Annotated in this window: 9 protein-coding genes; 4 read left to right on the top strand and 5 right to left on the bottom strand. The window is 68.4% G+C overall.

Annotated features, from left to right (window positions below):
* Positions 1-131 precede the first annotated feature (131 nt).
* Positions 132-1547 carry an NAD(P)/FAD-dependent oxidoreductase gene (locus KDB67_RS09490; RefSeq protein WP_291015213.1) on the bottom strand — a complete coding sequence of 472 codons (1416 nt, stop codon included), beginning with the start codon at positions 1545-1547 and terminating at the stop codon, positions 132-134.
* A gap of 106 nt (positions 1548-1653) precedes the next feature.
* Complete coding sequence (locus tag KDB67_RS09485) at positions 1654-2316, bottom strand: GNAT family N-acetyltransferase (RefSeq protein ID WP_291015211.1); 663 nt, start codon at positions 2314-2316, stop codon at positions 1654-1656.
* A gap of 203 nt (positions 2317-2519) precedes the next feature.
* On the opposite strand from KDB67_RS09485, the gene KDB67_RS09480 reads away from it, so the two are divergent.
* From KDB67_RS09480 to KDB67_RS09465, 4 genes are read left to right on the top strand one after another with little or no spacing between them, the layout of a single operon-like run.
* Positions 2520-3071, top strand: coding sequence for an acyl-CoA thioesterase (locus KDB67_RS09480; RefSeq protein ID WP_291015209.1), 552 nt, complete (start codon positions 2520-2522; stop codon positions 3069-3071).
* A 24-nt stretch (positions 3072-3095) separates the two neighbouring features.
* Positions 3096-6662: an exodeoxyribonuclease V subunit gamma gene (recC, locus tag KDB67_RS09475; RefSeq protein WP_291015207.1), complete on the top strand. Its 3567-nt coding sequence runs from the start codon at positions 3096-3098 to the stop codon at positions 6660-6662.
* A complete protein-coding gene (locus KDB67_RS09470; RefSeq protein WP_291015205.1) occupies positions 6659-10054 on the top strand; it encodes a UvrD-helicase domain-containing protein in 3396 nt (1131 codons plus the stop codon). The genes recC and KDB67_RS09470 overlap by 4 nt, the downstream gene beginning before the upstream one ends.
* The gene (locus tag KDB67_RS09465) at positions 10051-12120 is read left to right on the top strand and encodes an AAA family ATPase (RefSeq protein ID WP_291015202.1); all 2070 of its coding nucleotides are present in this window, start codon (positions 10051-10053) and stop codon (positions 12118-12120) included. The genes KDB67_RS09470 and KDB67_RS09465 overlap by 4 nt, the downstream gene beginning before the upstream one ends.
* 13 nt (positions 12121-12133) lie before the next feature.
* Here the strand turns inward: KDB67_RS09465 and solA are convergent, their stop codons facing one another.
* From solA to KDB67_RS09450, 3 genes are read right to left on the bottom strand one after another with little or no spacing between them, the layout of a single operon-like run.
* Positions 12134-13255, bottom strand: a complete 1122-nt coding sequence (solA, locus tag KDB67_RS09460) for an N-methyl-L-tryptophan oxidase (RefSeq protein ID WP_291015200.1) — start codon at positions 13253-13255, stop codon at positions 12134-12136.
* 39 nt (positions 13256-13294) lie between these two features.
* Positions 13295-14428 carry a tyramine oxidase subunit B gene (locus KDB67_RS09455; RefSeq protein ID WP_291015198.1) on the bottom strand — a complete coding sequence of 378 codons (1134 nt, stop codon included), beginning with the start codon at positions 14426-14428 and terminating at the stop codon, positions 13295-13297.
* An 18-nt stretch (positions 14429-14446) separates the two neighbouring features.
* Positions 14447-15610 carry a M20 family metallopeptidase gene (locus KDB67_RS09450; protein WP_291015196.1) on the bottom strand — a complete coding sequence of 388 codons (1164 nt, stop codon included), beginning with the start codon at positions 15608-15610 and terminating at the stop codon, positions 14447-14449.
* Position 15611: the final 1 nt, after the last annotated feature.

Below are 15611 nucleotides of genomic sequence, written 5' to 3'. Positions count from 1 at the left end.
CGCGGCCCGCCTGCGCCTGGCGACGGTCCCCACGCCCGGCACACCCGGCCTCGGGGTCGTCCCGTCGTTGACGACGGTACTGGCCGACCGGGTCGCGGCGGCCCGGGAGATCGCCGCGACCCTCACCTGATTCAGCCGGCAGCCGATTCGGGTTCGGTCTTGTCCGAGCTGCCCGTTGCCAACTCGTCCTCGACGTGGGCGACCGACGCATGCTCGATCTCGCTGAGGTGACCCAGGGCGGTGCGGGCATACACCTGCTGTTCGGTGACGGCCAGCTGGGAACGGCCGCGGGTGGTGAAGGAGAAGAACCAGTTGATGAGGGTGTTGAGGCGGTTGCGGAAGCCGACCAGGTACACCAGATGCAGCGCCAGCCAGCCGAGCCACGCGAAATAGCCCTCGGTCTCGAACTTCTTCTTGGTTCCGGGGATGGGTACCTGCATCACCGCGCTGAAGCGTGAGATGGTGGCCATCGACCCCTTGTCGTAGTAGCTGAACGGCTTACGCTGCTCGGGAGTCTGGCCCTTGGACAGTTCGGCCTTGATGGCGTCGGCCGCGTACCGGCCGCCCTGGATCGCGCCCTGTGCCACACCCGGCACACCGTCGACGGCCATCATGTCGCCCACCACGAACACGTTCGGGTGCCCGGGAATCGACAGGTCCGGCTCGACCTTGACGCGGCCGGCCCGATCGAGTTCGACACCGGACTGCTCGGCGAGCTGCTTGCCCAGTGGGCTTGCCTGCACGCCGGCTGACCACACCTTGCACTGCGATTCGATCCGCCGCGTCGAGCCGTCCTTCTCCTTGACGACGAGGCCGTCGTAGTCGAGGTCGACGACCATCGCGTTCAACTGGATCTCGACGCCCATTTTCTCCAGCCGTGCCGCTGCCTTCTTGCCGAGCTTGTCGCCGAACGGCCCGAGCACGGCCGGTGCGGCGTCGAGCAGGATCACCCGGGCCTGGGTCGGGTCGATGTTGCGGAACGTGCCCTTGAGGGTCTTGTCACCCATCTCGGCGATCTGGCCGGCCAGCTCGACACCGGTCGGGCCGGCCCCGACCACCACGAACGTCAGCAGGCGTTCGCGTTCGGCCGGGTCGTCGGACAGTTCGGCCTGCTCGAACGCGCCGAGGATGCGTCCGCGGAGTTCGAGCGCGTGGTCGATCGTCTTCATGCCGGGCGCGTACTCGGCGAACTGATCGTTGCCGAAGTAGGACTGGTCGGCGCCCGCGGCGATGATGAGCTTGTCGTACGGGGTCGTGGTGATGCGCTCGAGCAGTCGTGAGGTGACGGTGCCGGCCTTGAGGTCGATCGTGGTCACATCGCCGAGCACGACCTTGACGTTGCGCTGCTTGCGCAGGATGACCCTGGTGGCGGGCGCGATCTCGCCCTCGGAGACGATGCCGGTGGCCACCTGATAGAGCATCGGCTGGAACAGGTGATGGGTGGTGCGGGCGATCAGCGTGATGTCGACATCGGCCTTGCGCAGGCGCTGGGCAGCGAACAGTCCGCCGAATCCCGAACCGATGATGACGATATGCGGGCGGCTCATATGTGGACGACTCCTGTCAGGTGGTGCATGGCGGTCGTGACGGGCACACGTGTGCCCTGTGTGCGAGGCGGGAGGTACCGACTCGCACAGTCGTTACGGTAGCCGCTTATCCGGCTTCGGTCGCGATGAAGGGAAACTCGGTGGTGGCAGCGCGGCGGTGACGGCCACCGGATACCGCATCCTTGGTGCTGTGACCTGTGGCGATGCGGCGAAATCGGACCGTCGGTGCCTGCCCGAGTTCCCACTGGGCACGGGAGAGTTCGTATTCGACGTCCGCGAGGTCGGGGTCGGCGCAGTCGTCGGGCATCGCCACCCAGGTCAGACACATGCCGAGCTTTTCCATCACCCGCCGCGAACCGACGTTCGCGGCGGTGGTCGTCGCGAACACCCGCTGGGTACCCAGCGTCCGGAAAGCCATCGTGATGAGCGCGCCGGAGGATTCGGTGGCCAGGCCCGATCCCCACCATCGCCGCCCCAGCCGGTAGCTCAGTTCCAGTTCGGACTGCCGGCTGTGCCCGGGGTGCCGCAAGGACACCCAGCCGACGAAGTGATCGCTTTCGCGCTGACGGGCCACCCACAGTCCGCCGCGGGAGGACCGCAGGTGCGACTGCGCGCGTGGCAGAACCCAATCAACGATCTCGCCGCGCGGGGTGGGCGCGCCACCGCTGACGTAGCGCATCACCTCGGGGTCGCTGTCGAGAAGCACCAGGTCATCGACGTCGGCAGCGCAAACCGGGAGCAGGCGGGTGCGCGGGGTCTCGATGATCACCGGTGGCCCCCTTCGCCGAGTCCTGCTCTCCGCAGCTCGAACCCGCGTCAGCACGCCGCCCGTGGCAGCCTCCGGGTGAGTCTACGTCTCCGCGCGCGCACCTGTGGGTGCGTTCGGGTGTATCTCGCGTCACGGAGACGATGAAGGGGTGACGGTACGACCGGCGGGCCGCAAGGTCGCACCGAGCCGTTAGGGTTTGCCGTGTGCGCGAGAACAGCCCTTCACAGGTAGACGGTGATTCGCAGATCGAAGAGACCGAGCCCACCGACGGTGGCCCCGGCGGTGAGATCGTCAGTGAGGAACGGGTCGCTATCCGTCGGGCACCCGACGGCGGGATCGACATTCCGGTGTCGCTGCGCTGGGGCGACGTGGATCTGAACAACCACGTCAACAATGTGGTGATCGCCCGGATCTTCGAGGAGTCCCGCATCCGGGCGCTGGCCACCTGGTTCCGCAACGACAGCGGTCTGCGGCGTCCGGTCACGGTGGTGGCCCGTCAGGACATCGAGTTCCGCGCACCACTGATGTACAGCTTCGCCCCGGTGCGGGTGGTCGTCTCGGTCGGCCGTATCGGCGGCAAGTCGGTCACCATCGGGTGCCGGCTGTACTCGGCCGATGGGGAGCTGTGTGCGATCGCGCGCACGGTTCTGGTCGGCATCGAGCGGTCAACCGGGGCGTCGCTGCCGTTGTCGGACGAGGTGAAGGCCATATTCGGGAACTGGCGTGGTCCGATGCCGGATCTGCAGAGCATCTAGCGGCGGCAGGGGGAACCGACACCGATGCTGATCGTCCACCGCGCCGAACGCACCGATGTACTGGCCGACGTGCTTGCCGGCGTCCTGTCGGCACCGACTGCACCGGCCGATCCGTTCGCGCCCGAGATCGTCAGTGTGCCCGCACGCGGCGTGGAGCGCTGGTTGCAGCAGCATCTGGCCCGCCGACTCGGCACCGGTTCCACCAGCGACGGGATCTGCGCGAACATCGATTTCCCGTCGCCGGCCGACCTGGCCGATCGGATCGTGGCGGCGGTCCATTCGGGGTCGTCGTTCACCCTGACCGGCACCGGTCGGGTGGACGATCCGTGGCGTCCGGGCCGGCTGGTCTGGCCGGTGCTGCGTGTTCTCGACGCGAGTGTCGACGACGACGCGTTCCGGGTCATCGCCCGGCACGTCGGAGCGCACACGACCGGGCGCGACGGTCGCAGTGGGCCCGGCGGTGCGCAGGCTCTCGCCGATGCCGAGTACCGACAGGGCCGCAGGTACGCCACCGCGCGACAGATCGCCGACCTGTTCACCCGCTACGCGACGGCCCGGCCGGCCATGCTCGCCGCATGGGCCGCCGGGCCTACTGCCGGCGGTACCGACCTCGACGGCACCGGCGAACCGGTCGCCAAGGGTATGATCTGGCAGCCCGGCTTCTTCCGCGCGGTGCGCGCCGAGATCGGGGTGCCGCATCCGGTCGAGTATCTGGACCAGGTGTGTGCCCGTCTGCGCGAGGATCCGCAGGCAGGCGACCTGCCCGCACGGTTGTCGGTGTTCGGGCCCACGCGCATCTCCGAGTCGCTGCGCCGGGTTCTCGCCGCCGCCGCCGAACATCACGACGTGCACCTGTACCTCGCACATCCGAGTCCGGTGCTGTGGGAGCGTGGTCCGTCGTCACTGCGCACCGCGGGCGCTCCGCGACTGCTCACGCCGCCGGTGCCGCGCGGACAGTGGAAACGGTGCGTGCCACGGCATCCATTGCTGGCCAGTCTGGCCCGCGATGTCGGCGAGTTGCAGGAGCGGCTCGCCGGACTCGCCGACCGCGACCTGCACCACGCGACGGCCGACGGCCCGCGCGAGTCCCTTCTCCACACCCTGCAGGCGGGGCTGCGCGAGGATCGCCCGCATCCGGGCAGCGCCGCAGACGACGGCACCGTCGAGGTGCACTCGTGTCACGGTCCGCAGCGACAGGTGGAAGTCCTTCGCGACCGGTTGCTGCACCTGTTCTCGGCCGACCCCACCCTGCAACCGCGCGATGTGCTGATCATGTGCCCCGACGTGGAGACCTTCAGCCCGCTGATCCGCGGTGCCTTCGGCCAGTCCGGACTCGGCCATCCGGCGTTCTCCCTGCGGGTGCGTATGGCCGATCGTGGTGTGCGGCAGGTCAATCCGGTGTTGGAGGTGATCGCGCACGTCGTGGCGCTGGCCGCGGGCAGGGTCACCGCGAGCGAGGTTCTCGACCTCGCGTCAGCCGAACCCGTGCGGGTCCGGTTCGGTTTCGCCGACTCCGACCTGGACACCATCCGGGAGTGGTTGGGCCGCAGCGGTATTCGTTGGGGTCTGGGGGTCCGGGAACGACAGCGATTCAGTATGGGGGCGTTCGCGCAGGGCACCTTCGCCGCAGGTCTGGACCGGATCGCGCTTGGGGCCGTGGCCGACGAGACCGACGGGCAGTGGCTGGGTGCGGCGCTGCCGCTCGACGCCGTCGAAAGCACCGCCATCGACCTGTTCGGCCGGTTCGCCGAATTCGTCAACAGGCTTGATCATGTTCTGTCGCAGATGGACTCGTCTGCGACCCCGGCGCGCTGGGCAACTATCCTGGCCGACGGTGTACGTGCCCTGACCGCCGCGGTCCCCGGCGAGGACTGGACCACCACCGCGGCGCTGCGAACCATCGGCAGGGTTCTCGACGATGCTCCCGCCGAACACGGTGCGCTCGCTGCGACTTCATGCGAGTTGCGTCTGGCCGATGTGCGTGACCTGATGTCGGGGCTGCTGGTCAGCCGTGCCGGGCGCTCGAACTTCCGTACCGGCGAACTCACGGTGTGTTCGATGGTGCCGATGCGTTCGGTTCCGCACCGGGTGATCATCCTGCTCGGCATCGACGCCGATACCTTCCCGCGTGCCACCCGCATCGACGGCGACGATGTCTGCGGAACCCGGCCGCTGGTCGGGGAACGTCATCCGCGCGACGAGGACAGGCAGGCCTTTCTGGACGCCATCTGGGCGGCGACCGAGACTCTGCACGTGTACTTCACCGGTGCGGATCCGATCACCGGTCGCGCGATCCCGCCGGCAGTCGTCGTCAGCGAACTGGTCGATACCCTGGATACTCTCACCGGCGCCGACGGCCCGGCCGCAGGTGCGGGTGTGGTGCGCCGGCATACCCTGCACGCCTTCGATTCCCGCAATTTCACCGACGCCGCGGTGCGCGGTATCGCAGGTCCGTTCAGTCACGACACCTCGTTGCTCGACGGGGCGCGTGCCCTGCGATCAGCGCATGGTGAGCACGCCGTGGCAGTCCCGGCACGGTGCGTCTTTGCCGAGCCCACGCACGAGCCCGTCGCGACAGGTGCCCGGGACATCGACCTGGCCGATCTGATCGCCTTCCACAACTCGCCGATCGAGGCATTCTTCCGGCAGCGCTTGCAGATCTGGATTCCGCAGGAGGAGCAGGCGCACGCGGACGAGCTGGACATCACCCTGGGCGGACTCGACGAGTGGGGTGTCGGCGACAGGCTGCTTCGGCGCATGCTCGACGGTGCATCGTTGCTGGACTGTCAGGCCGCGGAGCTGCGCCGGGGTACGTTGCCGCCCAGGATGTTCGGTTCCCGGCAACTGCGCACGATTTCGGACGCGGTCACCGACGTGCACGACGCGGTGGTCCCGTTGCGTCGGCACGCGACCGGCGACGGCGGCCACAGGACTGCCGATGTGCTGGTCCCGCTCGCCGATGGCAGACGCATCCACGGCACGATAGCCGACGTGTTCGGTGAGAACATCGTCACTGCAACATTTTCCAAACTCCGCCCCAAACAGCGGTTGGCCGCCTGGATCGGTCTGCTCGCCCTCGCCGCGACGCCGACGGTCGGTTCCGGCTCCGCGGCGCCGTCGGTCACCTCGGCGGTGGTGGTCGGCCGCCGCAGGAGCAGGACCGGAGGGGTTGCCCTGTCCCGGTTCGGTGTTCCCGACGATCCGGTACCGATTCTGGAAGAGCTTGTCGCGGTGCGTGATCTGGGACTGCGGAAGATCCTGCCGGTCACCGCGGACCTGGCCGCCGAGTTCGTCGAGTCCGGCCGCCGTTCCGGCGGGCTGGTGGGGCTGTCGGCCGCGCGGCGATCGTTCGGGCACGAATACGGCGAGTCGTGGAACCGGTTCGTGCGGATGGCCTTCGGCGGGGATGTGTCGGCGACCGTCGACTTCGATGACCTGCTCATCGACCGAATCGGCGATCGCGACGACATCGATTGGGGTGCAGTAGGTCTGGAACCGGATCCCGATCTCGGTGATGACGCCGGAGCCGTGTTCTGCGCACTCGCCCGGAAGCTGTGGATTCCGTTGCTGAACCACGAGGTGGACGCATGAGCAGAACAACCGGTGCCGGCGGACCCCGGTCGTTCGACATCACCGCACCACTGCCGCCGGGCACCACAGTGCTGGAGGCGAGCGCCGGTACCGGCAAGACGTACGCCATCGTCGGCCTCGCGGCCCGTCATATCGCCGAGGGTACGGCGATCGACGAGGTCCTGCTGGTGACTTTCAGCCGCGCGGCCAGCGCCGAACTGCGCGAGCGGATGCGGGAACGGGTGCGCGGACTGTGCGTCGCACTCGCCGACCCCGCGTCGGCATTGCGCTCACCGGACCCGCTTGAGCGGTTCCTCGCCTCGGGCGATCCGGCGCAGGTGGCCGGGCGGCGCGACAACCTGCAGCGGGCACTGTCGGACTTCGACGCATCCACCATTGCCACGACCCACACCTTCTGCAACCGGATGCTGGAAGCGTTGGGCTTTCTCGGGGAACGGGACCTGGTGGCCGCCATCGTCGAGGACGTCGACGAGATGGTCGCCGAGGCCGCACGCGACCTGTACATGGATGGTTTCAAAGACGCAGACAGCCCCGAATTCGGTTTCGGCGCCGCCGAGGACATCGCCCGCGATGCAATGCGCAATCCCGCGGCCGAACTGTCCCCGGACGAGTCCGAACTGGCCGATCCCGGCTCCCCGGCAGCGCAGGCCGTGCTTCGCCGGGTGCGATTCACCCGCAAGCTCCGGACAATCGTCGAACGGCGCAAACGGGCCTCGCGGGTCCGCACCTACGACGATCTGCAGGCCATCCTCTACCGGATCGTGTGCGACAAGGACGTCGGCGCGCAGGCATGCGCGCGTATCCGTGAGCAGTTCGGGGTGGTGCTCATCGATGAGTTCCAGGACACCGACCCTCAGCAGTGGGAGATCGTGCGGCGCTGTTTTCACGGTCATCGGCCGCTGGTGCTGGTGGGCGATCCCAAGCAGTCGATCTACGGCTTTCGCGGCGCCGAGGTCCTGAGCTATCTGTCCGCGGTCCGGTCCGCCGATCAACGGCTGGCACTGGATACCAATCACCGCTCCGACGGTGATCTGGTGGCCGCGCTCGCCCGAATCTATGGAGGTGCACAGCTCGGCCACCCGGAGATCGTCGCGCGTGCGGTCGGCGCCGCCCGTCCGGGCAGCCGATTGCACGGCGCGGCACCGCTGCGGATCCGCGCACTGGTCCGCGCCGACTTCACCGTGTTCGGCGACAGCGGATTCCCGTCCGTCGACTACATCCGGCCCCGGGTGATCGAGGATGCCGCCGACGACATCGCCGCCCTGCTCTCATCGCCGGTGCGCCTCGGCGATGAGAGTCGTCCGGTGCGACCCGGCGACATCGCCGTGCTGGTCCGGACCAACAAGACGGTTGAGCCGCTGCGGCGTGCGCTCGCCGAACGCGGTATCGCCGCCGTCGTGGGTTCGGGCGCGAGCGTGTTCCGGACCGCCGCTGCCCGGCACTGGTTGTGGGTGCTGACCGCGATCGAGTCGCCCGCCCGCACCAACAGTGTCCGGCTGGCCGCGACCACTTCGCTCATCGGCTGGTCGGCGGCCGATCTCGCCGACGCCGACGACCAGCGGATCTCGGCGTTGGCAGCGCACATCGCCGAATGGGGCAGGGTGTTCGTCGAAGCCGGCTTCTCGGCGATGGCCGCGTGCATCGTCGACCAGATGGCGGTTGCCGCGCGGGTGCTCGCGGCCCCGCACGGCGAACGCGCGATGACCGATCTGTTGCAGGTCGCGGCGATCTGCAACAGACAGGTGATGGATCAGGGCTGGGGCATCAGCGAACTCACCGAGTGGTTGACCGATCGGGTCGCCGACGTCGTCTCACACGCCCGCACCGAGGATCAGACCCGTCGTCTCGAATCGGATGCGCAGGCGGTACAGATCATGACGGTGCACGCCAGCAAAGGACTGCAATTCCCGATCGTCTACCTGCCCTTCGCCTGGGACAGCCTCCACATGCCCGACGACAAGACGATCATGTATCACGATCCGGACGGCGTTCGTCGCCTCGACGTCGGAGGCAAGAGTGCCCCGGGCCGGGCACGCCGGTGGGCGCAGGCACAGGCCGAAACGGTCGCCGAGGAATTGCGGCTGCTGTACGTCGCCGCGACACGGGCACAGTCGCAGGTGGTGATGTGGTGGGCACCCGCATTCGGTACCCGAAACGCACCACTGCACCGGCTGACCTTCGGCGGGCCTACGGCCGGTTCCGGGCCGCGCACCCAGGCGTGGCCGGTGCCCGATTCGGTCGATGTCCCCGACGACGGCGCGGTGGTGGCCATCTTGCGTGGCGTGGCCGCCGGCACCGCGATCTCGGTCGAACCTGCCCGCGCGGCGCACACCACGTGGACCGATCCCGCCCGCGATCAGCCTGCCGGTGCGCTGTCGGCCGCGACCTTCACCCGCGAGATCGACCAAACCTGGCGCCGCACATCCTATTCCGCGATCACGGCCGGGGCCCATGGCGCGGCGTCACCGGTCACCGCCGGCAGCGAACCCGACGGTGACATGCCGGGGGACATGCGCGTGCACACCGACGACGATTCGGGGCAGGCCACCGATCCGGTCGCCGAGCCGGTGGCGGTCGGTGACTCGCCCACGGCGTCGCTGATGAACGGCCTGCCGTTCGGTGCGGCGTTCGGCACCGTCGTGCACGAGGCCTTGGAATACGTCGACACGTCCGCCCCCGACATCGACGCACACGTACGCGAGCTGGTCGCCGAATCGGTGGGGGCCGCCGACATCGACATCGACGTCCTGACCCGGGCGATCGTCGGAGTGCTGACGACGCCGCTGGGTTTCGGTGACCTGTGGTCGATTCCGCCGCGAGACCGGCTCTCCGAGCTCGACTTCGAGTTCCCGCTCGGCGGCGAGGACGGCGCGGATGGCGGCTTCACGGTGGCCGTGGTCGCCGACTTGCTCGATCGGCACCTTCCGGCGGCTGATCTGTTGGCCGGGTACTCGGCTCACCTGCGGGAGCTGCCCGCTCAGACCTATCGCGGATTCCTCACCGGCAGTATCGATTCGGTGCTGCGCCGGCCCGACGGCCGGTTCACGATCGTCGACTACAAGACCAACCGGCTGCGGCCGGGTGATCTGCTGGCCGAGGATTTCACTGCCGAGGCCATGGCCGCCGAGATGATGGCCAATCACTATCCGCTGCAGGCACTGATCTATTCGGTTGCGCTGCACAGGTTTCTGCGCTGGCGGCTGCCCGGGTACGAGCCGCGGACACACCTTGCCCCGGCGCAGTATCATTTCGTGCGCGCCATGATCGGACCGGAAACACCCCCTGGATGCGGAGTGTTCGAATGGGAGATCCCGGTGGAGTTGGTTGTGGCCCTGTCCGATCTGATCGCCGGATCCGAACTGATCGCCGGCGCCGCGGAGGTTGCCCGATGACCGACGGTACCGCCGGGCAGGACCGGTTCGCCGACGACCTGGTGTTCGGTGCCGATCCGGTGCTCGAACCGTGGAACCGGGCCGGTGTGCTCTCGGCCGCCGATCTGCACGTCGTCGACCGGCTGGGCAGATTGTCGGGGGAACGGATTACCGATGACGCCAAACTCGGTGTGGCGCTGGTCGTGCGGGCGGTGCGGCAGGGGTCGACCTGCCTGGCGCTGGACGGCGTCACAGAATCGATTGCCGGGTCTGCCCCCGAGGACGTGCGCGTGCCGTCGGCTCAGGCTCTTGCCGACGCGCTGGCGAGGTGCCCGCTGGTGGCCGGTGCCGGCACCGGACCGTTGCGTCCACTGGTGCTGGCCGACTCCGACGACGGTCCGCTGCTGTACCTGCACAAGTACTTTCGCCAGGAACACGTCATCCGGTCGGTGCTCGACGACCGCGCCGCACGCGCCCCCGAGGTCGACCCGGATGCGTTGCGGGAGGCCGTGTATCGCGCTTTCGGCGAACCTGGCGCCGCGGATGCGGATGGTTCCTCAGATGATGTCGCGACGGTCGACGCACGGCAACGACTGGCCGGTTTCGTCGCGGCGGGCCGCTGGATCACCGTCCTGGCCGGTGGTCCGGGAACCGGCAAAACCTTCACCGTCGCAAGGATTCTCGCGACCCTCGAACATCTCGCCGAGCATCGTCTGCGGATAGGACTGTGTGCGCCGACGGGCCGCGCCGCCGCACAGTTGGAGTCGTCGGTCGCCTCCTACCGTCGCGATGCCACTCCTATCCGCGCGGTCACCGTCCACTCGTTGCTGTCGTGGCGGCCGGGTGCCAACCCGCGGTACAACCGGACCAACACCTTGCCCCACGACGTCGTGGTGGTGGACGAGACGTCGATGCTGTCGATGACGGCGATGAGCTACGTGCTCGACGCGATCCGCCCCGACGCCCGGATCATCTTTGTCGGCGATCCGCATCAGCTCGAATCCGTCGACGCCGGTGCCGTTCTCGCCGATCTCGTTGACAGGGTCGAAGCGGGGGCTGCCACCACGACCGCCGACGCGCGGGTGCGGGCCGCCGAGGCGGCCACCCTGGCCGGTATGCGCGTGTCCGACGACGCCGGCGGGCCCCCGGACCCCGACGCGGTGGTCGATGACACGGACCCCGACGCGGTGGTCGATGACACGGACCCCGACGCGGTGGTCGATGACACGGACCCCGACGCGGTGGTCGATGACACGGACCTGTCCCGGATCAGCGCGGGCGTGATCACTCTCCGCCGCGGCCACCGCAACAGTCCCGGCATCGCCGCGCTGGCCACGGCCATCAACGACGGTGACGCGGACCGGGTCGCCGATCTCGTCCAGTCGGGTCTGCCGGGTGTCGCGCTCGTCGACCCGACACGTCCGGACCCGGTGCAGGAGGCCGTGACCACCTGGGGCCGTGACCTCCTCGTCGCCGCGGATCAGGGTGACGAGGTCACAGCGCTGGCCGCACTCAACCGGCACCGCGTGCTGTGCGCGCACCGGGAGGGCCGGTGGGGTGTGCAGGGCTGGACCGACCAGATCACCGACTGGATCGCCGGCGGCCACACATACCTTCCGCTGACACCGGCGACGGCGATGTCGCGTCCGGGCCGTCCGATCCTGGTGACCGTCAACGACAAGGAGACCGACACCTCCAACGGCGACTGCGGCGTGGTGATCCGGGATGTGCGCGCGACACCGGGACCGGGTGACCTGACATCGGGTGCGGAGTTGCCGCTGACCGTCGCGTTCGCGCGCGGAGATTCAGGTGTGCATCGGGTGCATCCGGCGCGTCTGTCGGATGTGGTGCCCGCCTACGCAATGACGATCCACCGCAGCCAGGGCAGCCAGTACGGGGCCGTGACGGTGGTGCTTCCGCCGGTCGGTTCGGAACTGCTCACCCGAGAGCTGCTGTACACCGCCATCACCCGCGCCCAGGAGCAGGTGTGGATCGTCGGCACCCTCGACGTCCTCAAGGCAGCGGTCAACCGGCGTGTCGCCCGGGCCAGTGGTCTGCGTTCGCGTATCCGCCAGGTCAGTCAGTGAGCCGGGTCGCGGTCTACCGGGAGCGCTCGGCGAGTGCGAACTCCGGATCGTAGAGATCGTTGCGCTGCCCGGTCACCAGGTCGGCGGCCAGTTCACCGTAGAACGGCGCGAACTTGAAGCCCCGGCCCGAGAACGCCGTCAGGAGCACCATCCCCGAGTCCTCGTCGAGGTCGATGATGGGGAAATCGCCTGGTGCACAAAGATCGTGGTGCATCGAATGACGCACCGGCTCGGGATTGAGATCGGGCAGATACCGGGCCGCCCACCGCCCGATCTTGCACAGCTCCGGACGGTCGAACTCCGGGATCTCGTCGGGATCACCGATGGCTGCCCACTGCGGATCGCTGGCGACCTTGACGCTGTACGAGTCGTGGGTGGGTGTGCCGTACAGGTGCACCCCGTCGGAATCGCGGATGAACACCGGGAACCGGTCGGAGGTGAACATCTCCGGATGATGCGGCATGAACCACGTCAGCGCGAACGGCAGCACATGCAGGTAGCCCTGCAGGTCAGGGCGCAACCGCATGGTCCATGAGCCGGTGGCGACGACCACCTTCTCGCAGGTGATCGGTCCGCCGGAGGTATGCAGTCGCAGCCGGCCGCCCTCCTCGTCGAAGTCGAGCACCTCGGTGTTGGTGGCCACTTGTGCGCCATGGGTTTTGGCGGCCTGCACCGCGGCGAACACGGAGGCCTCGGGGTAGAGGCTGCCCGCCCGCAGATCGAGGACGGCGGCGTCGGTGTCCTCGACACGATGCTGCGGATACCGGGCCCGCAGGGCGTCGGCGTCGAGTAACGCGTACGGCAGCCCGTACTGCTGGGCGCACGCGAGCGAGTTGGCGAGCGAACCGGATCCGGCGGGACCGATCTGCAGCGCGCCGCATTCGTCGTACAGGTGACGGCCGGTTTCGGCCTCCAATTCAAACCACAGCTCGCGGGCCCGTTGCAGCATCGGTACATAGCGGGGGCCTTCGTGCACGGTGGAGCGGAACAGCCGCGAATCGCCGGCATAGGAGCCGCGTGCGTGCCCGATGCCGAACTGTTCGACACCGAGCACCTTCACTCCGCGTTTGGCCAACTGCCACAATGCCATCGAGCCTGCGGTACCGAGCCCGACCACCACGACCTGGGCGTCCATGTATTCCTTTCGTTACGAGTGGGGGACCGGCCGGACAGGTCAGGCCATCGCCGGTGACTGCCAGAGGTTCAGCGGGGTTCCGATACCCTTGGCGCGCGCGGTGCGGTAGAGAGTGGTTCCCCACGCGACGTCCTCGACCGGCAGGCCACCGATCCCGAAGATGACGATCTCGTCGTCGTTGCGCCGCCCGATCTGCGCGCCGGCCGCAACCGCACCCAGATCGACGAGCTCGTCGCGGGTCATCTTTCCGTCGTGGATCATGTCGGTGAACTTACAGCCGATGATCGGGACCAGGTTGTGCGTCGGATAGCCCTCCTCGGCGGCCCACGCGTCGAAGACGCCGATGTTATCGACGACCTTGCGCACGTCGGGGGCCTGCAGGCCTTCGTCGATCTCCAGTCCGGCGGGCATCGACAGCATCGCGCCCGGCTTGACCCATTCACGTTTGATCAGCGGATAGGTCGAAGGATCGTCGGGAACGGTGGTGGTGCAGAAGGTGATCAGGTCGCTGTCGCGGACCGCTTCCTCGAACGTGTCGACCTCGGTGATCGTGGTGATCCGGGGATGGTTCTGGCGTACCCAGGCGATGAACTTGTTCATGCTGGCCCGGCCCCGGCCCTTGACCTTCACGGTGTCGATGTTCGGGCAGGTCGCCAGGAACGCCTCCAGCGTGGTCCGGGCCATCACGCCCGGTCCGGCAACGCCGACGGTCCTGGCGTCGGGACGGGCCAGCAGACGGGCACCCACGCCGGGGACGGCGCCGGTCCGGTAGGCCGAGAGCAGGTTGGCCGACATCAGCGCAAGCGGTGCTCCGGTGTCGACGTCCGAGAGCATGAACATGAGAATCGAACGGGGCAGGCCTCTTTCGCGGTTCGCGACGTTCGAGCCGTACCACTTGACGCCGAAGGTGCCGAACGAACCGCCGAGGTAGGCGGGCATCGCCATGAGCCGTCGGTCGGGTGTGTTGAGCGGCATCGTCGGGAAGGGCGGCGGATCGGGGAATGTGATCATCGCGCCGTGCGAGTCACTGTTGGGGCCGGCCATCCGGTAGTCACCGGCGTAAAGCAGCTTGAACATCTCGTGCATGGTGTCCACGCACGCGGCCATGTCGGTGACCCCGGCGGCGATCATGTCGGGTTCGGACAGATAGATGAAATCGATTGCGGTGTCCATGATGTGCTCCTCGTGGTGTCAGCTGAGCAGGCGGTCGCGGATACCGGTGGTGACCGCGGCGTCGATGAGGGTGCCGGCCAGCGCGATCGCGCCCTGCCCGATCGCTTGTTCGGCGGCAGGAGTGAGCGTGGCGGCGGCGAACTCGGGTTGATGATTCACCGCGGGCAGTGAATCGATACCGATGTACGGATGGATCGCGGGCAGGGTCTGCGACACATTGCCCATGTCTGTCGACGCCCGCGCCATCGTCGCGTCGGCGCCCGACCCGAACGTGCGGCCGACCGCCGTCGCACGCCGCTCATAGCAGGCGAGCAGTTCGTCGTCGGTGCGGAACTCGGCGTACGGCTTGGATTCGGGGGTCACGGTGAGCCGCGCACCGGTGGCCAGGGCACCGGCCTCGAAACACCGCATCACCCGTGGTTCGACCTCGGCGAGTTCGGTGAGCGTTTCGGCCCGGACGTACCAGCGGCCCTCGGTGCGTTCGGCGATCGAGTTGGGCGCCTCACCGCCGCGGGTGAGCAGCCCGTGCACCCGCACCGACGACGGCAACTGCTGACGCAGCAACCCGATGGCCACCTGGGCGAGGGTGAAGGCGTCGGCGGCATTGATACCCCGATCGGGGTAGGCCGCAGCATGCGCGGACTTGCCCTGATATTCGATATGGCTGTGCGACACCGCGAACGGCCTGGCCCGGGCGACGTCGACAGGGCCAGGATGGACCATCGCCGCCGCGTGCAGGCCGTCGAATCCGCCGCGTTCGAGCATCTCGATCTTGCCGCCGCCACCCTCCTCGGCCGGGGTGCCCAGCACGTGCAGGGTGATGCCCAGGTCGTCGGCCAGGGGGGCGAGTGCGGTGGCCGCTCCCACAGTGATCGCCGAGATCAGGTTGTGCCCGCACGCGTGCCCGAGGCCGGGCAGCGCGTCGTATTCGGCGCACAATCCGAGATGCAGCTCACCCGATCCGACGGTGGCGGAGAAGGCGGTCGGCAGGTCGCAGTAGCCGCCGGTGACGGTGAACCCGGCGTCGGCGAGTTGATCGGCGACGCGCCTCGCCGACCGTTCCTCCTCCCAGGCGATCTCCGGGTGGTCGAACAGGTCGCGGGACAGTCCCACGAGTGCGCGATGGGCCCCGGTCACCGTGGTGGTGACCGCCGTGTCGAATTCGATGGTGTTGTCCGGCATG

The sequence above is a fragment of the Gordonia sp. (in: high G+C Gram-positive bacteria) genome (genome assembly GCF_020438995.1).
In the GTDB taxonomy this organism is placed as follows: Bacteria; Actinomycetota; Actinomycetes; order Mycobacteriales; family Mycobacteriaceae; genus Gordonia.
This window is presented reverse-complemented; position numbering and strand designations above follow the sequence as displayed.